Annotated in this window: 21 protein-coding genes, 5 tRNA genes and 1 pseudogene; 9 read left to right on the forward strand and 18 right to left on the reverse strand. The window is 72.0% G+C overall.

All coding sequences use genetic code 11. The features are described 5' to 3' along the window. Positions 1-178: 178 nt before the first annotated feature. The 3 genes from thiD to ACZ52J_RS41480 all read right to left on the reverse strand — a co-directional run bounded on the left by thiD (position 179) and on the right by ACZ52J_RS41480 (position 3,188). Complete coding sequence (gene thiD / locus ACZ52J_RS41470) at positions 179-994, reverse strand: bifunctional hydroxymethylpyrimidine kinase/phosphomethylpyrimidine kinase (RefSeq protein WP_465626510.1); 816 nt, start codon at positions 992-994, stop codon at positions 179-181. Positions 995-1,017: 23 nt separating this feature from the next. Beyond that, complete coding sequence (locus ACZ52J_RS41475) at positions 1,018-2,043, reverse strand: ATP-dependent 6-phosphofructokinase (RefSeq protein ID WP_465626512.1); 1,026 nt, start codon at positions 2,041-2,043, stop codon at positions 1,018-1,020. 179 nt (positions 2,044-2,222) lie between these two features. After that, positions 2,223-3,188, reverse strand: a complete 966-nt coding sequence (locus ACZ52J_RS41480) for a thiamine-phosphate kinase (RefSeq protein ID WP_360509545.1) — start codon at positions 3,186-3,188, stop codon at positions 2,223-2,225. A 210-nt stretch (positions 3,189-3,398) separates the two neighbouring features. On the opposite strand from ACZ52J_RS41480, the gene ACZ52J_RS41485 reads away from it, so the two are divergent. Further along, on the forward strand, positions 3,399-3,632 hold the full coding sequence (locus ACZ52J_RS41485; RefSeq protein WP_465626513.1) for an Lrp/AsnC family transcriptional regulator: 234 nt from the start codon (positions 3,399-3,401) through the stop codon (positions 3,630-3,632). Positions 3,633-3,731: 99 nt separating this feature from the next. Beyond that, positions 3,732-4,250 (forward strand): DUF3515 family protein, encoded by a 519-nt coding sequence (locus ACZ52J_RS41490; RefSeq protein ID WP_465626515.1) that lies wholly within the window; start codon positions 3,732-3,734, stop codon positions 4,248-4,250. A 60-nt stretch (positions 4,251-4,310) separates the two neighbouring features. Here ACZ52J_RS41490 and ACZ52J_RS41495 read toward each other — a convergent pair whose 3' ends face one another. The 3 genes from ACZ52J_RS41495 to ACZ52J_RS41505 all read right to left on the reverse strand — a co-directional run bounded on the left by ACZ52J_RS41495 (position 4,311) and on the right by ACZ52J_RS41505 (position 7,361). Continuing rightward, positions 4,311-5,456, reverse strand: coding sequence for a D-alanine--D-alanine ligase family protein (locus ACZ52J_RS41495; RefSeq protein WP_465626517.1), 1,146 nt, complete (start codon positions 5,454-5,456; stop codon positions 4,311-4,313). A gap of 73 nt (positions 5,457-5,529) precedes the next feature. Beyond that, positions 5,530-6,534 carry an NAD(P)H-dependent glycerol-3-phosphate dehydrogenase gene (locus ACZ52J_RS41500; RefSeq protein WP_360262030.1) on the reverse strand — a complete coding sequence of 335 codons (1,005 nt, stop codon included), beginning with the start codon at positions 6,532-6,534 and terminating at the stop codon, positions 5,530-5,532. Beyond that, positions 6,531-7,361 (reverse strand): lysophospholipid acyltransferase family protein, encoded by an 831-nt coding sequence (locus tag ACZ52J_RS41505; RefSeq protein WP_465626519.1) that lies wholly within the window; start codon positions 7,359-7,361, stop codon positions 6,531-6,533. Before ACZ52J_RS41505 ends, ACZ52J_RS41500 begins: the two co-directional genes overlap by 4 nt. A 230-nt stretch (positions 7,362-7,591) precedes the next feature. Here ACZ52J_RS41505 and cofC point away from each other — a divergent pair, with 230 nt between their 5' ends. Next, entirely contained in the window at positions 7,592-8,275 is a 684-nt protein-coding gene (cofC, locus tag ACZ52J_RS41510; RefSeq protein WP_360509536.1) for a 2-phospho-L-lactate guanylyltransferase, read from the forward strand. 85 nt (positions 8,276-8,360) lie between these two features. Then, a complete protein-coding gene (locus ACZ52J_RS41515) occupies positions 8,361-8,582 on the forward strand; it encodes a hypothetical protein (RefSeq protein ID WP_189923473.1) in 222 nt (73 codons plus the stop codon). Between the two features lie 184 nt (positions 8,583-8,766). Here the strand turns inward: ACZ52J_RS41515 and ACZ52J_RS41520 are convergent, their stop codons facing one another. The 4 genes from ACZ52J_RS41520 to leuC all read right to left on the reverse strand — a co-directional run bounded on the left by ACZ52J_RS41520 (position 8,767) and on the right by leuC (position 12,198). Then, positions 8,767-9,495, reverse strand: a complete 729-nt coding sequence (locus tag ACZ52J_RS41520) for an HU family DNA-binding protein (protein ID WP_360509533.1) — start codon at positions 9,493-9,495, stop codon at positions 8,767-8,769. 133 nt (positions 9,496-9,628) lie between these two features. Further along, positions 9,629-9,976 carry an SCO5555 family protein gene (locus tag ACZ52J_RS41525; protein WP_396289940.1) on the reverse strand — a complete coding sequence of 116 codons (348 nt, stop codon included), beginning with the start codon at positions 9,974-9,976 and terminating at the stop codon, positions 9,629-9,631. 182 nt (positions 9,977-10,158) lie between these two features. Then, on the reverse strand, positions 10,159-10,755 hold the full coding sequence (gene leuD / locus ACZ52J_RS41530; RefSeq protein WP_465626522.1) for a 3-isopropylmalate dehydratase small subunit: 597 nt from the start codon (positions 10,753-10,755) through the stop codon (positions 10,159-10,161). Between the two features lie 3 nt (positions 10,756-10,758). Further along, positions 10,759-12,198, reverse strand: a complete 1,440-nt coding sequence (gene leuC, locus ACZ52J_RS41535) for a 3-isopropylmalate dehydratase large subunit (protein WP_465626524.1) — start codon at positions 12,196-12,198, stop codon at positions 10,759-10,761. Positions 12,199-12,431: 233 nt separating this feature from the next. Between leuC and ACZ52J_RS41540 the strand changes: the two genes are divergently transcribed. Then, positions 12,432-13,145: an IclR family transcriptional regulator gene (locus ACZ52J_RS41540; protein WP_030246527.1), complete on the forward strand. Its 714-nt coding sequence runs from the start codon at positions 12,432-12,434 to the stop codon at positions 13,143-13,145. Positions 13,146-13,300: 155 nt separating this feature from the next. On the opposite strand, the gene ACZ52J_RS41545 is transcribed toward ACZ52J_RS41540, so the two are convergent. From ACZ52J_RS41545 to ACZ52J_RS41580, 8 genes are all read right to left on the reverse strand, one after another. Then, positions 13,301-13,375 (reverse strand) — tRNA-Gln (locus ACZ52J_RS41545). Between the two features lie 49 nt (positions 13,376-13,424). After that, positions 13,425-13,497, reverse strand: a tRNA-Glu gene (locus ACZ52J_RS41550). 26 nt (positions 13,498-13,523) lie between these two features. Next, positions 13,524-13,596 (reverse strand) — tRNA-Glu (locus tag ACZ52J_RS41555). A gap of 27 nt (positions 13,597-13,623) precedes the next feature. Beyond that, a tRNA-Glu gene (locus ACZ52J_RS41560) sits at positions 13,624-13,696 on the reverse strand. Between the two features lie 37 nt (positions 13,697-13,733). After that, positions 13,734-13,805, reverse strand: a tRNA-Gln gene (locus ACZ52J_RS41565). Between the two features lie 238 nt (positions 13,806-14,043). Next, a complete protein-coding gene (gltX, locus tag ACZ52J_RS41570; protein WP_465626526.1) occupies positions 14,044-15,543 on the reverse strand; it encodes a glutamate--tRNA ligase in 1,500 nt (499 codons plus the stop codon). Further along, on the reverse strand, positions 15,536-16,336 hold the full coding sequence (locus tag ACZ52J_RS41575; protein WP_465626528.1) for a fumarylacetoacetate hydrolase family protein: 801 nt from the start codon (positions 16,334-16,336) through the stop codon (positions 15,536-15,538). The genes gltX and ACZ52J_RS41575 overlap by 8 nt, the downstream gene beginning before the upstream one ends. Before the next feature lie 220 nt (positions 16,337-16,556). Then, entirely contained in the window at positions 16,557-16,775 is a 219-nt protein-coding gene (locus ACZ52J_RS41580; RefSeq protein ID WP_360509523.1) for a hypothetical protein, read from the reverse strand. A gap of 640 nt (positions 16,776-17,415) precedes the next feature. Between ACZ52J_RS41580 and ACZ52J_RS41585 the strand changes: the two genes are divergently transcribed. The 4 genes and pseudogenes from ACZ52J_RS41585 to ACZ52J_RS41600 all read left to right on the forward strand — a co-directional run. Next, positions 17,416-21,165, forward strand: coding sequence for a nitrate- and nitrite sensing domain-containing protein (locus ACZ52J_RS41585; RefSeq protein ID WP_465626530.1), 3,750 nt, complete (start codon positions 17,416-17,418; stop codon positions 21,163-21,165). Between the two features lie 10 nt (positions 21,166-21,175). After that, positions 21,176-21,589 (forward strand): roadblock/LC7 domain-containing protein, encoded by a 414-nt coding sequence (locus tag ACZ52J_RS41590; RefSeq protein WP_030248297.1) that lies wholly within the window; start codon positions 21,176-21,178, stop codon positions 21,587-21,589. 164 nt (positions 21,590-21,753) lie between these two features. After that, entirely contained in the window at positions 21,754-22,179 is a 426-nt protein-coding gene (locus ACZ52J_RS41595; protein ID WP_360510186.1) for a DUF742 domain-containing protein, read from the forward strand. Further along, positions 22,160-22,299: pseudogene (locus ACZ52J_RS41600) on the forward strand (ATP-binding protein); the annotation flags it as partial. The gene ACZ52J_RS41595 and the pseudogene ACZ52J_RS41600, both read left to right, overlap by 20 nt.

Here is a 22,299-nt window from a genome sequence, read left to right on the forward strand (position 1 = left end):
GAGCGGGCGTCCCTTCCCTCCGGTGGGAGGATTCTTCGGTGGGGGGGCGGTTCGCCTTTTGTGCGCGGCATGCGACGCTTTTTCTGGTTCGCGTGGGGGGGGGGGGGGCCCCTTTGGTCCCCCCCCCACCACTGCTTTTCCCGGACCTCTCGGCTCGGCGCCGGTCCTCCCGGACCCCTCAGCGCCAGCGCCAGGCGTGGTCGACCGGCCCGATCCCGGCGCCCAGCGCGAAACCCCCGGCGATCGCGCCGGTGATGTACTCCTTGGCCGAGCCCACCGCCTCCGGCAGCGCCTCGCCCTTGGCCAGGCCGGCCGCGATCGAGCTGGCCAGGGTGCAGCCGGTGCCGTGGGTGTGCCGGTTGTCGTAGCGCGGCGCCCGGTACCAGTGCGCCTCCCCCGGCCCGCCGTACAGCAGGTCGGCGGCCTCGCCCTCCAGGTGGCCGCCCTTGACCAGCACCCAGCGCGGCCCGAGGTCGAGCAGCGCCTTGGCGGCGTCCAGCATCTGCCCCTCGTTCTCGACGGTCCGGCCGGTGAGCTGCGTCACCTCGTGCAGGTTGGGGGTGGCCAGGGTGGCGACCGGCAGCAGCTTCTCGCGGAGGGTGCCGACGGCCTCGGCGACCAGCAGCGCGTCCCCGTGCTTGGAGACGCCGACCGGGTCGACCACCACCGGGGCGTCCACCCCGGCCAGCAGCCCGGCGACGGTCTCGACCAGCTCGACCGAGGCGAGCATGCCGGTCTTCACGGCCTGCACCCCGATGTCGTCCACCACGCTGCGGAACTGCGCCCGGACGGCTTCGGCGGGCAGTTCCCAGTAACCCTGGACGCCGAGCGAGTTCTGCGCGGTGACGGCGGTGATCACGCTCATGCCGTGGACGCCGAGGGCGAGCATCGCCTTGAGGTCGGCCTGGATGCCGGCGCCGCCACCGGAGTCGGAACCGGCGATCGTGAGCACGCGGGGAGGGGCCACGCGGGGAGGATGGGCAGTCGAAACCATGAGGTCAACCTACCCCTGACGGTTCACAGCACGGCTTCGGACTCCGCCCAGCGGTCCGGCGGCACCGTCTTCAGCCGGGTCACCGCGTCGCCGATCGGCAGCAGCTCGATCCCGGTCCGGCGCAGCGCGGTGAAGTGCCCGAACGCGCCCTGGTGGACGGCCTCCACCGCGTGCCAGCCGAAGCGGGTGGCGAGCACCCGGTCCCGGGCGGTCGGGGTGCCGCCGCGCTGGGTGTGGCCGAGGATGACCGGGCGGGCCTCCTTGCCGAGCAGGTTCTCCAGCTCGTGGGCGAGCCGGTTGCCGATTCCGCCGAAGGTCCGGTGGCCGTACTGGTCGACCTCGCCGTGGTCGAAGCGCATGGTGCCGGGCATCGGCGTGGCGCCCTCGGCGACGGCGATGATGGCGAACTTCTTGCCGCGGGCGAAGCGGTCCTCGACCATCCGGGCCAACGCCTCGATGTCGAAGGGCTTCTCCGGGATCAGGATGCCGTGCGCACCGCCGGCCATGCCCGCGGTGAGGGTGATCCAGCCGGTGTGACGCCCCATCAACTCGACCACCATGACCCGCTGGTGGGACTCGGCGGTGGTCTTCAGCCGGTCGATCGCCTCGGTGGCGACGTGCACGGCGGTGTCGAAGCCGAAGGTGACGTCGGTGGCCTCGATGTCGTTGTCGATGGTCTTCGGCACCCCGACCACCGGCAGTCCGGCGTCGCTGAACTGCTGGGCGGCGGTCAGCGTCCCCTCGCCGCCGATCGCGATCAGCGCGTCGATGCCGATCTCCCGGGCCAGCACCTTCGCGTTCTCCACCGCCCAGGCGATCCGGTCGCGCCGCACCCGGGCCGAGCCCAGGATGGTGCCGCCGAGGGTGAGCAGGCCGGTGACGTCGTCGTGCGAGACCGTCCTGGTGCGGCTCTCGATCAGGCCGAGGAAGCCGTCCAGGATGCCGACGATCTCGTCGCCGTGGACGTCCGTGCCGCGGTGGACCACCGAGCGGATCACCGCGTTGAGGCCGGGGCAGTCGCCGCCGCTGGTCAGTACACCGATGCGCATGTCAGCTGTGCTCCCGCTCGCAGGGTTCGGGCCGCCCGCGCCGGACGGAGTGCGTGAGTGGCGGGCGGGCTCGGATGCCGCAAGCCTACGCAAAACGCACCCTCGAAGCCCGTCCGCCGCACGCCCGGACCGTCATGCGTCGCCGCGGCGTCCAGGGCCCATCGGCCGTACTCCGTAGGCTATTCGGCGAAGTGGTCCCAGCCGCCGACCCGGTCCCAGGGCGCGCCGTCCACCGTGACCCGGCCGCTGCGGCTGCCCGTCGGGCGCCCGGTCACCTCGCCCACCACCCGCCAGCGGGCCGGGAGTTGGATGCCGCGCGGGAAGGTCGCGACGATCGCGTGGTCCTCGCCGCCGGAGAGCACCCAGACCAGCGGGTCCACCCCGACCGCCTGGCCGATGTCCGCCATCTGCGCCGGGACGTCGAAGTCCGCGGCCTTCAGGTCGATGTCCACCTCGCTGGCCCGGGCCACGTGGCCGAGGTCGGCGACCAGCCCGTCGCTCACGTCGATCATCGAGGTCGCGCCCAACTCGGCCCCCGCCGGGCCCGCGTGGTACGGGGGTTCGGGCCGGCGGTGCGCCTCGACGAAGGCGCGCGGGGAGCGGAAGCCGCGCTGCAGCACGGTCAGCCCGGCGGCCGACCAGCCCAGCCAGCCGGTCACCGCGACCACGTCGCCGACCTGCGCACCGGCGCGCGTCACCGCCGCACGCCCCTGCAAGTCCCCGAGCGCCGTGATGGCCAGCGTGACGGTGTCGCCGCGCACCACGTCGCCGCCGACCACCGTCGCCCCGGCGACCTGGCACTCGTCGCGCAGCCCGTCCATCAGCTCGGTCGCCCACGTGGTGGGCAGGTCGGCGGGGGCGACCAGGCCGAGCAGTATCGCGGTCGGCACCGCCCCCATCGCGGCCACGTCGGCGAGGTTCTGGGCGGCGGCCTTGCGGCCCACGTCGTAGGCGGTGGACCAGTCCCGGCGGAAGTGCCGGTGCTCGATCAGGACGTCCGTGGTCGCCACCACCCGACCGTCCGGAGCCCGCACCACCGCGGCGTCGTCTCCCGGGCCGAGGTCGACCGCGTCGGTGAGCGGTACCCGGGCGGTCAGCTCCCTGATGAGGCCGAACTCGCCGAGCTCGCCCACGGTCCCCTGCATCTGCCGTCCTCTCGCGTTTTCATCCGATCCGGTCCCCGTCGCGCTCCCCCGCGCGCAGCGTACGCCCTTCGGGGGTGCAGAAGTCTCCCCTCCCCGGCCCGCTGCGCGGTAGCGTGGTGATCAGACTGCCGGTGAGCCCGTTTCCACCCCCCCGACGCCTGACCGGGCGATCACGGCGGCGATCCCCGTAACCGGCCGCCGGAGGTCCCCGTGGTACAGGCATACATCCTGATCCAGACCGAAGTAGGGAAGGCCACCGCGGTGGCCGAGCTGATCACCAAGATCCCCGGCGTACTCACCGCCGAGGACGTCACCGGCCCCTACGACGTGATCGTCAAGGCCGAGGCCGAGACGGTGGACGACCTGGGCCGCATGGTGGTGGCCGAGGTCCAGAAGGTCGACGGCATCACCCGCACCCTCACCTGCCCCGTGGTCCACCTCTGAGGCCCGGCTCCCGGTAGCGCCCGGCCTCGGTAGCGCCCGGCTTCGGTCGGGCCCCACTGTCACCGAGGCCCGGTTCCGAGGCCCGGCTACCATCGGCGGGTGGCCAGAGAACTCCGCGTCCCCGAGGCGCTGACCGCCCTGCCGGCGCCGATCCGCTGGCTGGCCGTGCCCGTCGCGCTGACCTGCACGGTCGTCGTGCTGGTCGGCAGCTGGGGGTCGGACGACCGGAAGATCGAAGTCCCGCACCCGAGCGGCAAGGCGGCCGACTACTGCCGGGCCCTGGCCGCCGCGCTGCCGCAGGAGCTGCTCGGGCACGCCCGCAAGGACCCGTCGCCCGCCACGCCGTACGTGGCCGTCTGGGACAGCTCGCCCCGGACGGTCCTGCGCTGCGGCGTCGACCGGCCGGAGGAGCTGGACGGGGAGCACGCCAAGGACCTGTCCCCGACCGTCGACGACCTCACCTGGTGGTCCCAGAAGCTGGACGACGGGAGCTACCGCTTCGTGGCGACCATGCGCGCGGCCTACGTCGAGGTGGTCGCACCGCCCGGCGTCTACGGCAGCCCGCTGGACCCGGCGGCCGCGCTCACCCCGCTGGTCAAGGCCAACATCCCCGGCTGAACCGGACGTACCGAGGGCGGACCGGGAGCTTCCCGGCCCGCCCTCCGCCGTACGGACCGGCTAGCGCAGCCCGGTCGAGCGCCGCAGCGCCGTCTGCAGCAGCCGGTCGATCAGCTCCGGGTACGAGACCCCGCTGGCCTCCCACATCTTCGGGTAGGCCGAGATCGGGGTGAAGCCGGGCATGGTGTTGACCTCGTTGATCATCCAGGTGCCGTCCTCCAGCAGGAAGAAGTCCACCCGGGCGAGGCCCTCGCAGCCGAGCGCCTCGAAGGCCTCGATCGCCTGGCGCTGGATCTCGGCGAGCTCCTCGGCGGTGAGCTTCGCCGGGATCTGCACGTCCGAGGAGTCGATGTACTTGGCCTCGAAGTCGTAGAAGTCGAAGCCGTCGCCGACCAGGATCTCGCCGGCCACGCTGGCCCGCGGGCCGTCCTCGAACTCCAGCACGCCGCACTCGATCTCGCGGCCGGTCACGCCCGCCTCGATGATCAGCTTGGGGTCGTGCCGACGGGCCTCCTCGATCGCGGCGTCGAGGTCGGCCAGGTCCTTCACCTTGGTGATGCCGATGCTGGAGCCGGCCCGGCAGGGCTTCACGAACAGCGGCAGGCCAAGCTCGGCGGCCCGCTCGCGCACCGCGGCGCGGCCCGCCTCGGTCTCCCAGTCGCGCGGGCGCACGATGGTGTAGCGGCCGACGCCCAGGCCGTGCGAGGCCAGGATCCGCTTGGCGAACTCCTTGTCCATGCCGGCCGCGCTGGCCAGCACGCCGTTGCCGACGTAGGGGACGCCGGAGAGCTCCAGCAGGCCCTGCAGGGTGCCGTCCTCGCCCCACGGGCCGTGCAGCAGCGGGAACACCACGTCGACCTCGCCGAGGGCCTTGGGGGCGCTCCCCGGCTCGCTCAGCAGCACCTCCCGGTTGCCCGGGGCGACCGGCAGCGCCACCTGCGCGTCAACGGACTCGGCGACGTGCGCCACGTCCGGCAGCCGGCCGTCGGTGATGGCCATCCGGGCCGGCTCGTCGCTGGTCAGCGCCCAGCGGCCCTCGTGGGTGATGCCGATCGGCAGCACGTCGTACTTGTCGCGGTCGATCGACCTGAGCACACTGCCCGCGGTGGAGACCGAGATGGCGTGCTCGGAGCTGCGCCCGCCGAAGACCAGCGCGACGCGCGGCTTCGGGGCGGACGGGTTCGGGGAGGACTGTTCGATGCTCATATCGGGTTTGAGACTACCGTGCGACGTGTTTCCGGGACGTCAACCGCCCCGGCGACCACGCCTTCCCTGGCCGTCAGCGCCGCCGCTCCGCCTTCGCCGAGCGCGACATCAGCGTCTGCAGCGCCTCCTGGGTCGGCCGTCCGTTGTGCACGACGTCCACCACGGCCTCGACGATCGGCATGTCGACGCCGTTGCGCCGGGCCAGGTCCAGCACCGACTCGCAGGACTTGACGCCCTCGGCGGTCTGGCGGGTCGCCGCGATGGTCTCGGCGAGCGACATGCCCCGGCCCAGGTTCATGCCGAAGGTGTTGTTGCGGGACAGCGGCGAGGAGCAGGTGGCGACCAGGTCGCCCATCCCGGCGAGCCCCGCGAAGGTGTGCGGGTCGGCCCCGAGCACCTCGCCGAGCCGGGTGGTCTCGGCCAGCCCGCGGGTGATCAGCGTCGCCTTGGTGTTGTCGCCGAGCCCCATCCCGGCCGCCATGCCGACCGCCAGGCCGATCACGTTCTTGACCGCGCCGCCGAGTTCGCAGCCCACCACGTCGGTGTTGGTGTACGGCCGGAAGTACGGCGTGTGGCAGGCCGCCTGGAGCCGCTTGGCGACCGCCTCGTCGGAGCAGGCGACGACGCTGGCCGCGGGCTGCCGATTGGCGATCTCCTTGGCCAGGTTGGGCCCGCTGACCACCGCGACGCGCTCCGGGCCGACCTTGGTGACCTCGTCGATCACCTCGCTCATCCGCTTGGCGGTGCCGAGTTCGATGCCCTTCATCAGGCTCACCAGGACGGTCTGCGGCTCGATCAGCGGCGTCCAGGCGGCCAGGTTGTCGCGCAGCGTCTGCGAGGGCACCACCAGCACCGCGAAGTCGGCGCCGGCCAGCGCCTCGGCGGCGTCGGTGGTGGCCCGCACCGTGTCGGGCAGCCGGACGCCCGGCAGGTAGTCCGGGTTCTCGTGCGTGGAGTTGACGGCGTCCACCAGCTCCTGGCGGCGGGCCCACAGCACGACCTCGCAGCCCGCGTCGGCGAGCACCATCGCGAACGCGGTGCCCCAGGAGCCGGTCCCCATCACGGCGCAGCGGGTCACTTGCCGGCCTCCTCGACGCCCGTGCCCGGCGCGCCCTTGGCGCGCCGGCGCTCGGCCAGCGCCGTCGCGGCGCGCTCCCGGGCGGCCTTGCGCATGTCGTAGCGCTCGGCGGGCGGCTCCTCCTCGCGGACCTCGGCCAGCACGGCGGTGATCGCCGTCATGATGTCCTCGGTCGCGTCGGTGAGCACCTGGGTGGTGAGCTCCTGGCCCTGGTACTTGCTCAGGTCCACCGCCGGACCGGCCGCGACGGTCACCCTGTGGCGCGGGAAGAGGTTGAACTTGCCCTTCCCGAAACCGGGCCGGCCGTACGGCGGGATGATCTCGTGCGCGCCCCAGTGGGCGACCGGGATGACGGGCGCGCCCGTCATCAGCGCGACCCGGGCGACGCCGCTCTTGCCGGTCATCGGCCACAGGTCCGGATCCCGGGTGAGCGTTCCCTCCGGATAGAACTGGACGCACTGGCCGCTGTTGACGGCGTCGATCGCGGCCCGGAACGCCTGCGCGGCGTCGGTCGACTCACGGAACACCGGAATTTGGCCGGTCTTGCGCAACATGAATCCGATGAAGGGAATCGAGAACAGCGAGGACTTGCCGAGAATGCGCGGCGGGCGACCGCTGTTGTACTGCCAGTGCGCGTAGATCACCGGGTCGATGATCGAATTGTGGTTCACCGCGGCGATGAAGCCGCCTTCCTTCGGAAGGTGCTCCCAGCCCCGCCAGTCGGGCTTCACCAGGGCGGTCGTCACCGGCTTCACCAGCACGGCCGCGAAGCGGTACCAGATGCCGTAGTCGGCGTTGCCGAACTTGGCGTACGAGCGGCGGGCCACCCCAGCTCCTTCTCATCCGATGCGGCACCCGGAGTGCCGCGGTCATGGCCTCCCGGTGCCGTGCACCGGTGCCAGCGGTGCCCGGGCCACGGGCGCGGAACAGTGTCGCCCGCCCGCTCACCGGCTGTCGAGCGGGCGCGCCAACCCGCCGGGCGGGCGTGATCAAACGCACGTCCGCACAGTTCGGACGGCCTGGCGAGGGCTCCGGGACCGGCGACACAATGACGCCGATGACCCAGGACACCGTACGCCCCAGCGGCCCCGCCGCGCCCGCCGCACCCAGCGCCGGCTGGTCGCTGGTGCTTCCGCTCAAGCCGCTCGCGCTGGCGAAGAGCAGACTCGCCCCGTACGCCGGGCCGCACCGGGCCGACCTGGCGATGTCCTTCGCGCTCGACACCGTCACCGCCGCGCTGGCCACCCCGGGCGTCGGCCGCGTCCTGGTGGTCACCCGCGACGCCGAGGCCGGTGTCCGACTGGCCGCGCTGGGCGCGCTGGTGGTCGCCGACGAGCCCGGCGGCGGCCTCAACCGGGCGCTGGCGCACGGCGCGTCGACCGCCCTGGCGCTCGCCCCGGCGGCGCCACTGGCCGCCCTCTCGGCGGACCTGCCGGCCCTGCGTCCGGCCGAACTGGCCCGGGTGTTGGGCGCGGTGCCGCCGGACGGCCGGGCCTTCCTGCCGGACTCCCCCGGCCTCGGCACCACCCTGCTCGCCTGCGCCCCCGGCCGGCCACTCTCCCCCGCCTTCGGGGACGGCTCGCGGGCCCGGCACGCGGCCGGCGGGGCGCTCGAACTGCGCCTCCCGGACGTGGAGTCGGTGCGCCGGGACGTCGACACCGGTGCCGACCTCGGCGAGGCCGCTGCGCTCGGCCTCGGCCCGCACACCGGTGCGCTGTTCGCCCGGCTGAGCCTGTCCTGACCCCGGCTCGGGGCTGTGCCCGGTCCCGGGCCGGGTCCCGGGCCGGGTCCCGGGGGTGTGCCGACCCGCTCGCTATGCTGCTGACATGCAGGCCACCGCGTTCACCTTCGACCCCGCCACCCGGGCCGGCTCCGTGCTGCTCGACGACGGGACCCCGGTGCCGTTCGACGCGGCCGCCTTCGACGCCGGCGGCCTGCGGCTGCTGCGGCCCGGCCAGCGGGTGCGGATCCGCACCGAGGGCGCCGGCGAGGCCCGCCGGGTGGTCTTCGTGACGCTGCAGACCTTCCCCGACCCCGCCGAGGGCTGAGCCCTCGCGGGGCGGCTGCCCGCAGGCCTCCTCCGACCACGGACCATCCGTTCCCCGGGCACGCCGTCGAATCCTGACTAAGCGCCCGGAAATCGGAAGAGCCGCGGCGACCGGTCTCCGCGAATTCACGGAAGGGGTGCCGCGGCTCTTGGCCGAAGGCCGTCCGAGGACGGTCGCGCGGGACTTACTTGGCGGAGGTCTTGCGCGCGGTGGTCTTGCGGGTGGCGGTCTTCTTCGCCGGAGCCGTCTTCTTGGCCGTGGCGGTCGCCTTCTTGGCGGTCGCCGTGGTCTTCTTGGCGGCAGCCGTGGTGGTCGCCTTCTTGGCGGCGGCCGTCTTCTTGGTCGCGGCAGCCGTGGTGGCCGTCTTCTTGGCGGCGGCGGCGGTGGTCTTCGCGGCGGTCTTCTTGGCGGTGGTCGCCTTCTTCGCGGCGGTGGCCGTGGTCTTCTTGGCGGCAGCCGTGGTGGCCGTCTTCTTGGCGGCGGCCTTCTTGGTGGCCGGGGCGGCGGCGGCCGCAGCGGTGGCGGCACGCTTGGTGGCGGCCCGCTTGGCGGCCGGGGTGGCGGCCACACCGGTCTTGCCCGGGGTGAGGGAGCCCTTGGGGGCCTTCTTCACCGAGGGGCCTTCCTTCGGCAGCTTCTTGCTGCCGCTGACCAGGTCCTTGAAGCCCTGGCCGGGGCGGAAGCGGGGCACCGAGGTCTTCTTGACCTTGACGCGCTCGCCGGTCTGCGGGTTGCGGGCGAAGCGCGCGGAGCGCTCCACCTTCTCGAAGGTGCCGAACCCGGTGACCGAGACCCGGTCACCGGCCACGACGGCACGGACCATGGTGTCGAGCACTGCGTCGACGGCCTCTGCGGCAGCCTTGCGACCGCCCAGCTGCTCGGCCACCGCTTCGACAAGCTGAGCCTTGTTCACGTCTTCCCCTTCGGAAACGGGCGCCGGATGATTCCATCCGTTCTTTTCGCACGTTAGGTATGTATCTGCGGACTTTCAATTACCAAACGCGCGAATCACCCTAGTGTCGCAATGGATTTGCGCGTCGGCGACCTCAGCCGAGCGGCGGGCGCCCCTCGTCGAGGTCATGTACAAAGCGACTCAACCGCCTTGCCGCCTCCGGAAGATCGCGCTTGGCGGTCTCGGTGACGATGAGGAGTTGACGGGTGAGAGCGGTCTTTGCATCGGCAGACACGTTCAGCGCATGCACGCGGGCGTGAGCTTGCTTCAACCGCTCGGCCACAAGCGCGTAGAGCGCTACGACTTCCTGGTCGTCCGGCCCCTCAGCTGGCGCGGAGGTGACGTCCGGCCGATCGTCAATTCGGCGTTCGGATGGCCGGCCCATGGAGTCCTCAGCTGCGGGTTCGCCGCCCGCGTACGGAGGTTCATGGTGCCGGTGCATGTACTGATTGTGCCATCTACCCGCAGTTGTACTTGCGCGGGGCCCTCTCCCGCAAAGCCAAATGGGCAATCCGGGGCGGGCCGCGGCGCTAACTCGTGCTCCGGAACGACGGATGGCCCGGCCCCCCCGAGGGGGGCGCGGGCCATGCGGCGGATCGTCAGAATGCTTGTTCTGAGGGGAACTCAGGCGACCGGCAGAGTACGGGGCTTGAAGGCCGGGCGGGTCGTCTCGAAGGCCGCGATGTCGGCCTCGTTCTGCAGCGTGATGCTGATGTCGTCCAGGCCGTTGAGCAGCCGCCACCGGACGTTGTCGTCCAGTTCGAAGGCCGCGGTGACGCCCTCGGCCCGCACTTCGCGGGCTTCCAGGTCAACGGTGATCTCGGCCGAAGGGTCACTCTCGGTGAGCGCCCAGAGCCGTTCCACGGTCTCCTGCGGCAGGACGACCGTCAGCAGGCCGTTCTTCAGGGAGTTGCCGCGGAAGATGTCGGCGAAGCGCGACGAGATGACCGCGTGGAAGCCGTAGTTCTGCAGCGCCCAGACGGCGTGCTCGCGGGAGGAGCCGGTGCCGAACTCGGGGCCGGCCACCAGAACCGTGGCACCCTGCCGCTCGGGCCGGTTGAGGATGAACGACTCGTCCTTGCGCCAGGCCTCGAACAGTCCGTCCTCGAAACCGGACCGGGTGACCTTCTTGAGCCAGTGGGCCGGGATGATCTGGTCGGTGTCCACGTTGCTGCGGCGCAGCGGGACGGCCCGGCCGGTGTGGGTGGTGAACTTCTCCATGGCTCAGGCCTCCACGGCAACGTCGGGGTTCGCCGGCTCGGCGGCGTTCAGATCGGCGGGGGAGGAGAGGCGGCCCAGCACCGCGGTCGCGGCGGCGACCTGCGGGGAGACCAGGTGGGTGCGGCCGCCCTTGCCCTGTCGGCCCTCGAAATTGCGGTTCGAGGTGGAGGCGCAGCGCTCCCCCGGGGCCAGCTGGTCGGGGTTCATGCCCAGGCACATCGAGCAGCCCGCGTGGCGCCATTCGGCGCCGGCCGCGGTGAACACCTTGTCCAGGCCCTCCTCGACGGCCTGCAGCGCGACCCGGACGGACCCGGGAACCACCAGCATCCGTACGCCGTCGGCGACCCGGCGGCCCTCCAGCAGGGCGGCGGCGGCCCGCAGGTCCTCGATCCGGCCGTTGGTGCAGGAGCCGACGAAGACGGCGTCGACCTTCACCTCGCGCAGCGGGGTGCCGGCCTCCAGGCCCATGTACGCCAGGGCGTTCTCGGCGGCGGCGCGCTCCTGCGGGTCGGCGAAGGAGGCCGGGTCCGGCACGTTCGAGCCCAGCGGGGCGCCCTGGCCGGGGTTGGTGCCCCAGGTGACGAACGGGCTCAGCTCGCTCGCGTCGATGAAGATCTCGTGGTCGAAGACCGCGTCCTCGTCGGTGCCCAGGGTCTTCCAGTACGCGACGGCGGCGTCCCAGTCCTCGCCCTGCGGGGCGTGCGGGCGGCCCTGCAGGTAGTCGAAGGTGGTCTGGTCCGGGGCGATCATGCCCGCCCGGGCGCCGGCCTCGATCGACATGTTGCAGATGGTCATCCGGGCCTCCATGGACAGGCTCCGGATCGCCGAACCGCGGTACTCCAGGACGTAGCCCTGGCCGCCGCCGGTGCCGATCTTCGTGATGACGGCCAGGATCAGGTCCTTGGCGGTGACGCCCTCGGGCAGTTCGCCCTCGACGGTGATCGCCATGGTCCGGAACGGGGCCAGCGGCAGGGTCTGGGTGGCCAGCACGTGCTCGACCTGGCTGGTGCCGATGCCGAACGCCAGCGCGCCGAAGGCGCCGTGGGTGGAGGTGTGGGAGTCGCCGCAGACCACGGTCATGCCGGGCTGGGTCAGGCCGAGCTGCGGGCCGACGACGTGCACGACGCCCTGCTCGACGTCGCCGAGCGAGTGGATCCGGACGCCGAACTCGGCGGCGTTGCGGCGCAGGGTCTCCAACTGCACCTTGGACACCGGGTCGGCGATCGGCTTGTCGATGTCCAGGGTGGGGGTGTTGTGGTCCTCGGTGGCGATCGTCAGATCGGTGCGGCGGACCGGGCGCCCGGCCAGTCGCAGTCCGTCGAAGGCCTGCGGGCTGGTGACCTCGTGGAGCAGGTGCAGGTCGATGAACAGGAGGTCGGGCTCGCCCTCCGCACGCCGCACGACGTGGTCGTCCCAGACCTTCTCTGCGAGTGTCCGTCCCATCGGATTCCCTCCAGCCGGCCGCGTTGCCGGCCTTCTCGTGTCGTCGAGGTCGCTGCGTGCGCCGCCCCCTGCGGGGACGCGTTCGCGAGACCTGCACGCCGGATCGCTGTCCACGATGCGGACACTCGGACGAGGCCCCATCCTGGATGTCTCCCGGGCTGCTGCATCCAGAGTGGCGCTTTTCTCGGAAGATTGAACTTGCGTCTCGCGGAATGAGACTGCAGTCTTAGGGCATGGACAACACTAGCGGCGTCGGCGTTCTCGACAAGGCCGCTCTGGTGCTGAGCGCACTGGAGTCGGGCCCCGCCACGTTGGCGGGGCTGGTCGCCGCCACCGGTCTGGCGCGCCCCACGGCCCACAGACTCGCCGTCGCACTCGAACACCACCGTCTGGTCACCAGAGACATGCAGGGACGCTTCATCCTCGGTCCCCGCCTGTCCGAACTCTCCGCCGCGGCGGGCGAGGACCGACTGCTCGCCACCGCGGGCCCGGTCCTGACCCACCTGCGCGACGTCACCGGCGAGAGCGCACAGCTCTACCGCCGCCAGGGCGAGATGCGGATCTGCGTCGCCGCCGCCGAGCGGCTCTCCGGTCTGCGGGACACCGTCCCGGTCGGCAGCACCCTGCCGATGAAGGCCGGCTCGGCCGCCCAGGTCCTGCTCGCCTGGGAGGAGCCCGAGCGGCTCCACCGCGGCCTGCAGGGCGCCCGCTTCACCGCCACCGCGCTGAGCGGCGTCCGGCGGCGCGGCTGGGCCCAGTCGATCGGCGAACGCGAGCCGGGCGTCGCGTCCGTCTCCGCGCCCGTCCGCGGTCCCTCCAACCGCGTGGTCGCCGCCGTGTCGGTGTCCGGCCCGATCGAGCGCCTGACCCGCCACCCGGGGCGCCTGCACGCCCAGGCCATCATCGAGGCCGCGAACCGGCTCACCGAGGCCCTCCGCCGCAGCTGACCCCCGGCCGCCCGCGGGAAATCCCCCACCCCCTCCCCCACCGAGAATCCGAAAGGGCCCCGCTCGAAACCGAGCGGGGCCCTTCGCTGTCCACTGTGCGGGAAAAGTGTGCGGGAAAAGCAAAAAAGACCCCGGGAACCGGGGTCTTCCTTTTCTGGCTGGGGTACCAGGACTCGAACCTAGACTAAATGAACCAGAATCACTCGTGCTGCCAATTACACCATACCCCAACACAAAGCAAGGGCCGATGGGCGAACCCACCGGCTTCCTGCCCTGAAGTACCCCCGACCGGATTCGAACCGGCGCTACTGCCGTGAGAGGGCAGCGTGCTAGGCCGCTACACAACGGGGGCTTCCTGGCGATCCCTTGCGGGATCCGTACCCCCGACCGGATTCGAACCGGCGCTACTGCCGTGAGAGGGCAGCGTGCTAGGCCGCTACACAACGGGGGCTTTCCAGGTGATCCCTTGCGGGATCCGTACCCCCGACCGGATTCGAACCGGCGCTACTGCCGTGAGAGGGCAGCGTGCTAGGCCGCTACACAACGGGGGCTTGATCTTCATTTGTACTGCTGTACTTGCGTACTGCGCTGGGGTACCAGGACTCGAACCTAGACTAAATGAACCAGAATCACTCGTGCTGCCAATTACACCATACCCCACCAGAGTTGAACCCTCGTCGGGATCTTCTCAGGCGTTGCGCCTCTCGTTCGGTCCCGGCGGGGGGCTTTCGCTCCCTCGTCCGTTCCCTCCCGGGCGGCGCAGAAAGAACATTACCCGACGTCTGCCCTGGCTCCAAAATCGATAACCCCAGGCAGCCGCCGAGCGGCCGTCCGGTGACCTCCGGGTACGCCGCGGGCCCGGCACGGAGCCGGGCCCGCGGTGTGCTCGGCGGCCCGGTCAGGCGGCCGGCAGGGCGTCCAGGGCGGAGCGCAGACGGCGCAGCGTCTCGGGCCGGCCCAGCAGCTCCATGGACTCGAACAGCGGCGGCGAGACCCGGCGGCCGGTGACGGCCACCCGCAGCGGCGTGAAGGCGAACTTGGGCTTGATGCCCAGCCCGTCCACCAGCGCCTCGCGCAGCGCGGCCTGGATCGGCTCCGGGGTGAAGTCCGCGAGCTCCTCCAGCGCCTTGATGCTGGCCGCCAGCACCGGGCGGGCGTCCGCGGTGAGCACCTTGGCGGCGTCGTCCGGGTCGACGGCGAACTTCTCCGGCGCCACGAACAGGAAGCCGGCCATGTTCACGATCTCGCTCAGCACGACCATCCGCTCCTGGGTGAGCGGCGCGACCTTGGCGAGCACGTCCAACTGCTCGGCGGTCGGCTCGGCCGGCAGCAGCTCGGCGGCCTGGAGGAACGGCACCAGGCGCCGCGCGAAGTCCTCCGGGGCCAGCTTGCGGACGTGCTCGGCGTTGATCGCCTCGCACTTCTTCAGGTCGAAGCGGGCCGGGTTGGCGTTCACCTTCGCGATGTCGAAGGCGGCGACCATCTCGTCGATGTCGAAGAGGTCGCGGTCCTCGGCCAGCGACCAGCCCAGCAGCGACAGGTAGTTGAGCAGGCCCTCGGGGATGAAGCCGCGCTCGCGGTACAGGTTGAGCGAGGCCTGCGGGTCGCGCTTGGAGAGCTTCTTGTTGCCCTCGCCCATCACGTACGGCAGGTGGCCGAAGCGCGGGGTGGTGCCGTCGCCGACGCCGATCTCGGCGAGCGCGGCGTACAGCGCGACCTGCCGCGGGGTGGAGGACAGCAGGTCCTCGCCGCGGAGCACGTGGGTGATGCCCATCAGGGCGTCGTCCACCGGGTTGACCAGGGTGTACAGCGGGGCGCCGTTGGCCCGGACAATGCCGTAGTCCGGCACGTTCTCCGGCTCGAAGGTGAGCGTGCCGCGCACCAGGTCGTCGAAGGAGATGGTCTTGTCGGGCATCCGGAAGCGCAGGATCGGCTCGCGCTTCTCCAGCTTGTAGACCGCGACCTGGTCGTCGGTCAGGTCCCGGCAGTGGCCGTCGTAGCCGGAGGGCTTGCCGGCCGCGCGGGCGGCCTCGCGGCGGGCGTCCAGCTCCTCGGTGCTGCAGTAGCAGTGGTAGGCGTGGCCGGCCTCGTGCAGGCGGCGGGCGACGTCGGCGTAGATGTCCATCCGCTGCGACTGGCGGTACGGCTCGTGCGGACCGCCGACCTCCGGGCCCTCGTCCCAGTCGAAGCCGAGCCAGCGCATGGCGTCGAGCAGCTGACCGTACGACTCCTCGGAGTCGCGGGCGGAGTCGGTGTCCTCGATCCGGAAGACCAGCGTGCCGCCGTTGTGGCGGGCGAAGGCCCAGTTGAAGAGGGCGGTGCGGACCAGGCCCACGTGGGGGTTGCCGGTCGGGGACGGACAGAAGCGAACCCGGACGGCCGGGTCAGTGTTAGCCACGCTTGATCACCTTGTTGGCGAGAGTGCCGATGCCTTCGATGGAGACGGCGACCTCGTCGCCGACGTTGAGGGGGCCCACCCCTGCGGGCGTGCCGGTGAGGATGACATCGCCGGGCAGCAGCGTCATGGCCTCGGAGATGTGGACGATCAGCTCGGCGACCGAGCGGACCATCAGGGAGGTGCGGCCGGTCTGGCGGAGCTCGCCGTTGACCGTGCAGGTGACGGCGAGGTCGCTCGGGTCGAGGTCGGTCTCGATCCACGGACCCAGCGGGCAGGAGGTGTCGAAGCCCTTGGCCCGGGCCCACTGGCCCTCGCGCTGCTGGACGTCCCGGGCGGTGACGTCGTTGGCGCAGGTGTAACCGAGGATCACCTCGGGCACCCGGTCCAGCGGCACCTCGCGGCACATCCGGCCGATCACCACGGCGAGTTCGGCCTCGTGCTGGACGTCCGAGGAGAACGGCGGGTACGCGATGCTCTCGGTCGGGCCGATCACCGCGGTGGACGGCTTGAAGAAGGTCAGCGGGACGTCCGGGACCTCGTTGCCCAGCTCCTGCGCGTGCGCCGCGTAGTTGCGGCCGACCGCCACGATCTTGTTCGGGAGCATCGGGCTGAGCAGCCGCACGTCCTGGAAGCGGTAGCTCTCACCGGTGGGCTGGGGCTGGCCGAACGGGTGGCCGGCCAGCGCGTGGACGACCAGCGAGTCGGGCTGGGAAGGGTCGCCCTCCACCACGCCGAAGGAGACGCTGCCGGCGGCAGGGCTCCCTTCCCGGACGGAAAACCTGGCAATGCGCACGGCTGGGATACCCCTCGCTTCGTCGGCCGCCCGGGGCGCGCCCGGGCGCTGGTGGGCGCCCCGCCCGCAGTGGGCGCGGCCCCGTCAATCGGCCTCCAGGCTATCGCGTGGGGCCCCGGCCGACCGCTTAGCCCCTGTTCGGTGCGGTTGGGGCGGGAACGCCGGAGGGCGCCGCCGCCACGGGTGTGACGGCGGCGCCCTCCGGGGAGCGCGTACGGGGTCAGTCGGCCACGACGACGGCCGGGGCGACCATCAGCTGGACGCGGCGCGGGTTCGCGGTGCTGTTCGGCAGCTCGGTGGCGTAGGTCACGACGTCCTCGGGCTTGCGGGCGCCCGGGATCTTGCTGAAGTCCTCGACCGAGGCCAGCGTCGTGCGGCGCGGGTTCGCCGTGGAGCCGCAGGACAGCGTGGACTTGGTGGCCTTCTTCGCCTGGGACATCGAGAGCACCTCGTGGTCGTGGCCGGGCGGATCCGCGGCGGATCGGCACCGGCCTGAGTGATTCCGATTGATTCGGAGGGGTTCTGGGCAGGCTGATCGGTGCCGTGCTCCGGAGACAGCCAAGATTACGAGATCTCTTTCCATAGAGACCGTGACCAAAGCTACACATTGACCTGTGATTTTGCTCACAAAATGCCGAGCAAAACTCAGATATCCGACATATCGCCGCACCGGAATTTTCCGACATTCAGCCCGTAACGGGCATTCCGGAAGGTCTGTGACTCTTGTCGATCTAGGGTCGGGTTGGCATGTATCCGGCGAGTGTCCGAAAAAGGCGGTATTCCGGTCCGGTTACCGCACAGTCAGTGAGATCGCACAAGCACTCGGTAGTGTCGGACGCCTGCTTCCTGCGGCCCTTGTTGGGATTCCCCGGCTGTGCTGGAATGCGACGGACCGTGGGTAGGGAGTGGTCCACCCCGGTGACCCGCTCGCCCGGACCGGCCGGGGAGCGGATGGAAACTCGACACCGTCCAGGCCGTGGCAACACGGCGGGACGCCCGGTCCAGAGGTTGCGACGCCAGTGCAGGGACGTTTCAAAAGGGGTAGCGGCGCCGCGGGAAACCCGGAGTCGCGCGAGCCTGTGGCAGCCCCCCAGCAGGCGGCGGCGCCCGGCGGCCCGGCCGAGCCGATCACGCCCGAGACCGTCGGCCGCCCCGAGGAGGACGGCCAGGAACGGAAGTCCGCCCGGGACAAACTCCGGACCTCCCTGACCCGGCGCCGGGCCACCGGTCTGAACCGGCTCGCGATGCGCAACTGGCGCATCCGCACCCGGCTGATCGCCCTGCTCGCCCTCCCCGTCCTGGTCTCGCTGGTCCTCGGTGGCCTGCGCATCCAGACCTCGATGGAGAACTCGCAGCAACTCGCCCAGATGGCCAACCTGTCCGACCTGGCCAAGAAGGCGACCAACCTCGCGGACTCGCTGCAGACCGAGCGCGACATCAGCGCCGGCCCGATCACGCACGAGCCGAACGCCCAGCTGGACGACGACATCGTCGCCGCCCGCAAGGCCACCGACGACCTGAGCCGCACCTTCACCGCGTCCTCCGACAAGTTCGAGAACCTCGAACTGTCCGGCGGAAAGGCGCTGCTGCTGCAGATCCGCAAGGACCTGAACTCGATTGCGGACACCCGCAGCCTGCCGTACCAGAACAACCAGAACATCCAGTCGACGATCACCGCCTACGACGTGATCATCCGCGACCTGCTGTCCATCACCCAGGACATCGCGCTCGCGTCGAACAACAAGGACCTGGTCGTCTCCACCCGCGCGCTGCAGCAGTTCTCGCTCGCCAAGAACGCGACCTCGCAGCAGCGGGCCCTGATCAGCGCCGCGCTCGCCAACGTCAAGGGCCCCGACCTCAGCCCGAGTGACGAGTCCTTCGGTATCCGCCTGCGCCTGTCGTACGACAACGCGATCGCCAGCTTCAACAACATCTACACCGCGCACGACCTGGACAACCTGCGCAGCCAGCTGAGCTACAACGGCGTGGTCGCCGACGCCGACCGCTACTCGCAGACGATCCTCACCCAGGGCGGCATCCACCAGACCGAGCCGGTCACCTACAAGGACTGGTACGAGAAGGCCAGCGCCAAGATCACCGCCGAGCGCCGGATCGAAAGCAAGCTGATCGAGAACCTCGACGGCAAGGCCCAGGACCTGCAGTCCCAGGCCGACACGGACGCCCTGATCATCGGTGTCGCGGTCGCCCTGGTGCTGCTCGTCGCCCTCGGTGGCGCCGGTCTGATCGCCCGCTCGATGGTGCGCTCGCTGACCCGTCTGCAGAACGCGGCCGAGGACGTCGCCGAGCGCCGGCTGCCCGAGCTGGTCAAGATCCTCTCCGAGAGCGACCCGCACGACGTCGACACCACGGTCGAACCCGTCGCCGTCGACTCCGCCGACGAGATCGGCCACGTGGCGCACGCCTTCGACATGGTGCACAGCGAGGCCGTCCGCCTCGCCGCCGAGCAGGCCCTCCTGCGCGGCAACATCAACGCGATGTTCACCAACCTCTCGCGCCGCAGCCAGGGCCTCATCCAGCGCCAGCTGTCGCTCATCTCCGAGCTGGAGAGCCGCGAGGCGGACCCGGACCAGCTGGCCAACCTCTTCAAGCTGGACCACCTCGCGACCCGCATGCGCCGCAACGGCGAAAACCTCCTCGTCCTCGCCGGTGAGGACCCGGGCCGCCGCTGGACCCGCCCCGTCCCGCTGGTCGACGTGCTCCGCGCCGCCGCCTCCGAGGTGGAGCAGTACGAGCGCATCGAGCTCGCCGCCGTGCCGTCGGCCGAGGTCGCCGGCCGCGTCGTCAACGACCTCGTCCACCTGCTCGCCGAGCTGCTGGAGAACGCCACCTCGTTCTCCAGCCCGCAGACCCGCGTCCGGGTCACCGGCCACGCGCTGCCGGACGGCCGCGTGCTGGTCGAGATCCACGACACCGGCATCGGCCTGAGCCCCGACGACCTCTCCGAGATCAACGAGCGCCTCGCCAACCCGCCGACGGTGGACGTCTCGGTCTCCCGCCGCATGGGCCTCTTCGTGGTCGGCCGCCTGTCGCTGCGCCACGGCATCCGCATCCAGCTCCGCCCCAGCGACTCCGGCGGCACCACCGCGCTGGTCATGCTCCCGGTGGACGTCACCAACTCCGGCGACCGCCGCGGCGCCGGCCGCCCCGGCCCCGCCCAGGGCAAGCAGCAGCGCGGGGTCGCCCCCACGCCGCGCCAGCAGCGCCAGATGCCGCCCGCCCGCCAGAACGGTCCGGCCGCGCTCGGCCAGAGCCCGGCCGGCGGCGCCCCGCAGGGCGGCCGCCCGCAGCTCGGCCAGGGCGGCCCGACGGGCCCGCAGGCCGGTCCCGGTGCCCAGGCCGGTCCGGGTGCGCCCGGCGGCCGCGCCGGTGGTCTGCCGACCCGCCAGGTCGGCAAGGCGCTGCGCGAGACCGCGGTTCCGCAGGGCCAAGGCAAGGGCCAGCACCAGGGCCAGCAGAGCCCGGGCCGGCAGCCCGCGCAGCCGCAGCGGGCCCAGCAGCCGCAGCAGCCCCAGCAGCAGTCGCAGCAGCAGCAGTCGCCGCAGGGCGGCCTGCCGCAGCGCGCCCCGGGCCGCCAGGGTCCGCCGCAGGCCGGGCCGAACGGCCTGCCCCGCCGCGGGCAGCAGCAGCCGGGCCAGCAGCCCGGCCAGCCGCAGCCCGGTCAGGAACGGCCGCGCCCCGGCGGTGACTTCGACGGCGGTCCGGGTCCCCGGACCGGCGAGCAGCCCCAGCACGGCCGCCCCGGCGGTCCCGGTGCTCCGCAGCAGGGTGCCCGTCCGGGCAACCGTCCGCAGGACGGCCTGCCGCAGCGCGCCCCCGGCCGTCAGGGCCCCGGTGCGCCGGGTGCCCCCGGGCGGCCCGGTGCCCAGGGTCCGCGCCGTCCGCAGCGCCCCGGCCCGGACGCGCCGCAGCGCGACCGCCAGCCGCAGCTGCCGCAGCAGGCCCAGCAGCAGCCCCAGCCGCTGCCGTCGGCCGAGCCGGCGCCGGTGGAGAGCACCCAGCAGTTCGCCCGCCCGCGGTTCGAGGCCAGCCAGATCGACCCGCGCGACCCGCTGGGCCTCGGCCTGGTCGAGCCGGTGCTGCCGAACGTGCCGAACCCGGCGCGTCCGGAGCCGGTGCGCCAGGAGCAGGCCCCGCAGCAGCCGCAGCCGCTGCCGTACCAGGAGCCGATGGCGCTGCCGACCGGCCCGTCCGCGGCCACCGGCCGGCAGCCCGGCGACCAGCAGGCCGCCGACCAGCAGCCCTGGTACCCGCAGGGCGACGCCCAGCAGGCGCGGCCGCGGTCCTACCAGCCGCGTCGGCCCGGCACCGCTGCGCCGGAGTTCCAGGAGCAGGGCCACGCCCAGCAGCCTCCCCGGCAGCAGGCCCCGCAGCAGCAGCCCCAGCCGGCTCCCCAGCAGCATGCCCAGCAGCCGCAGGCTCCGCAGCAGCAGCAGGCCCAGCAGCCGGGCGAAGGCGACGCGCCCTGGCGCCCGTCCGCGAACGACGAGCGCTGGCGCCGCGCCGAGCAGGTCCGCGAGCCCTCGACCAACGGCGTCACCATGTCGGGCCTGCCCCGGCGGACCCCGCAGGCCAACCTGGTCTCCGGTACCGCCGAGTCGTCGCCGCTGACCGGTCCGCAGGTCTCCCGGGCCCCCGAGGAGGTCCGCGGGCGCCTGACCAACCTGCGCCGCGGCATCCAGCAGGGCCGCCGGGCCGGGGCCGAACAGGCCGCCAACCAGCCGGGCTTCCCTCATGGTGCCCAGCAGCCCGGATTCGATAGTTTCGGTGGCCGGAGCGACGGCAACGGCGCAGATCACCAGGAGCGTTGAGTTGAACCAGATGAGCCAGGCCGCACAGAACCTGAACTGGCTGATCACCAACTTCGTGGACAACACCCCCGGGGTGTCCCACACCGTGGTGGTCTCCGCGGACGGCCTCCTCCTGTGCATGTCCGAGGGCTTCCCCCGGGACCGGGCCGACCAGCTCGCCGCCGTCGCCTCCGGCCTCACCTCCCTCACCTCCGGCGCCAGCCGGATCTTCGAGGGCGGCGAGGTCAACCAGACCGTGGTCGAGATGGAACGGGGCTTCCTGTTCCTCATGGCCGTCAGCGACGGCTCCGCCCTCGCCGTCCTCGCCGCCCCCGACTCCGACATCGGCCTCGTCGGCTACGAGATGGCCCTGCTCGTCGACCGCGCCGGCGCCGTCCTCACCCCCGCACTTCGCGCGGAACTCCAGGGCAGTCTCCTGCACTGACCGGAACCCGTGCGGATCCACCCACCCGTCCCACCTCCCCGCCGGGTCCGACCCGACCGGACCCGGCGTCTCACTCTCAGCTACCCTCAGGCAGCTGATCCCGCCTCAGCTGGCACCGCCCCAGCTGGAACCGGCTGCTCAAGGCTGCAGCACAAGGAGGACCCATGACCCCGCCCTCGACACCCGCCGGCTCGTACGGCAGCGGGTACGGCAGCGGCTACGGCGGGCAGCAGTCCGACGGCTACGAGCAGCAGCCGCTGGTCCGTCCGTACGCGATGACCGGCGGCCGGACCCGTCCCCGCTACCAGCTCGCCATCGAGGCCCTGATCTCCACCACCGGTTCCGCCGAGCGGACCGGCGGGCTGCTGCCCGAGCACGCCCGGATCGTCAACCTCTGCCGTGAGGTCAAGTCCATCGCGGAGATCTCCGCACTGGCCGGTGTCCCGCTCGGTGTCGCCCGCATTCTCGTCGCCGACCTCGCGGAGGCCGGTCTCGTCGCCATCCACCAGCCCGCCGCCGCGGGCGAGTCGGGCGGAACGCCCGATGTCACGCTGCTCGAAAGGGTCCTCAGTGGACTTCGCAAGCTCTAACGGACCCGCCCGTGCCACGACGTCGGCGAAGATCGTCGTCGCGGGCGGCTTCGGTGTCGGCAAGACCACGCTCGTCGGCGCCGTCTCCGAGATCAACCCCCTGCGCACCGAAGCCGTCAT

The organism is Kitasatospora sp. NPDC034035, assembly GCF_055575755.1.

Excerpts from the sequence above, each read along its gene's own strand:
- thiD (WP_465626510.1), bottom strand. The coding sequence starts at position 994 with ATGGTTTCGACTGCCCATCCTCCCCGCGTGGCCCCTCCCCGCGTGCTC.
- ACZ52J_RS41475 (WP_465626512.1), bottom strand. The coding sequence starts at position 2,043 with ATGCGCATCGGTGTACTGACCAGCGGCGGCGACTGCCCCGGCCTCAAC.
- ACZ52J_RS41480 (WP_360509545.1), bottom strand. The coding sequence starts at position 3,188 with ATGCAGGGGACCGTGGGCGAGCTCGGCGAGTTCGGCCTCATCAGGGAG.
- ACZ52J_RS41495 (WP_465626517.1), bottom strand. The coding sequence starts at position 5,456 with ATGAGCATCGAACAGTCCTCCCCGAACCCGTCCGCCCCGAAGCCGCGC.
- cofC (WP_360509536.1), top strand. The coding sequence starts at position 7,592 with ATGACCCAGGACACCGTACGCCCCAGCGGCCCCGCCGCGCCCGCCGCA.
- ACZ52J_RS41515 (WP_189923473.1), top strand. The coding sequence starts at position 8,361 with ATGCAGGCCACCGCGTTCACCTTCGACCCCGCCACCCGGGCCGGCTCC.
- ACZ52J_RS41525 (WP_396289940.1), bottom strand. The coding sequence starts at position 9,976 with ATGCACCGGCACCATGAACCTCCGTACGCGGGCGGCGAACCCGCAGCT.
- leuD (WP_465626522.1), bottom strand. The coding sequence starts at position 10,755 with ATGGAGAAGTTCACCACCCACACCGGCCGGGCCGTCCCGCTGCGCCGC.
- leuC (WP_465626524.1), bottom strand. The coding sequence starts at position 12,198 with ATGGGACGGACACTCGCAGAGAAGGTCTGGGACGACCACGTCGTGCGG.
- ACZ52J_RS41540 (WP_030246527.1), top strand. The coding sequence starts at position 12,432 with ATGGACAACACTAGCGGCGTCGGCGTTCTCGACAAGGCCGCTCTGGTG.
- ACZ52J_RS41580 (WP_360509523.1), bottom strand. The coding sequence starts at position 16,775 with ATGTCCCAGGCGAAGAAGGCCACCAAGTCCACGCTGTCCTGCGGCTCC.
- ACZ52J_RS41590 (WP_030248297.1), top strand. The coding sequence starts at position 21,176 with ATGAGCCAGGCCGCACAGAACCTGAACTGGCTGATCACCAACTTCGTG.
- ACZ52J_RS41595 (WP_360510186.1), top strand. The coding sequence starts at position 21,754 with ATGACCCCGCCCTCGACACCCGCCGGCTCGTACGGCAGCGGGTACGGC.